Genomic DNA, 343 nt, shown 5'->3' with positions numbered 1-343 from the left:
GCGTTCACCCGGTTCCTCGACAATGGGCGCATCTGCTTGACGAACAACGCTGCCGAACGCGCCCTTCGCTGCATCCCGCTCGGTCGCAAGGCATGGCTGTTCTGCGGATCTGATCGCGGCGGCCAGCGTGCCGCCATCATCTACACCCTGATCCAGACCGCGAAGCTCAACGATGTCGATCCGCAGGCTTGGCTCGCCGATGTCTTCGCCCGCATTGCGGACCACCCCGCCACCCGGCTCGATCAGTTGCTGCCTTGGAACTGGGCGCCGCTCCCCGACGCAATCGCCGCCTAAACCCGGCTACGCGCCGGCCAGCATCATGCGGCCTTCACCGGATGGATAC

Annotated in this window: 1 protein-coding gene; it reads left to right on the top strand. The window is 65.6% G+C overall.

Annotated features, from left to right (window positions below; translation table 11 throughout):
• The coding region (locus AX692_RS15410) for a transposase domain-containing protein (RefSeq protein WP_155646349.1) at positions 1-294 on the top strand (294 nt) is incomplete at its 5' end.
• Positions 295-343 lie beyond the last annotated feature (49 nt).

Origin of the sequence: Erythrobacter donghaensis, assembly GCF_001557325.1 — a bacterium.
In the GTDB taxonomy this organism is placed as follows: domain Bacteria; phylum Pseudomonadota; class Alphaproteobacteria; order Sphingomonadales; family Sphingomonadaceae; genus Erythrobacter; species Erythrobacter donghaensis_B.
This window is presented reverse-complemented; position numbering and strand designations above follow the sequence as displayed.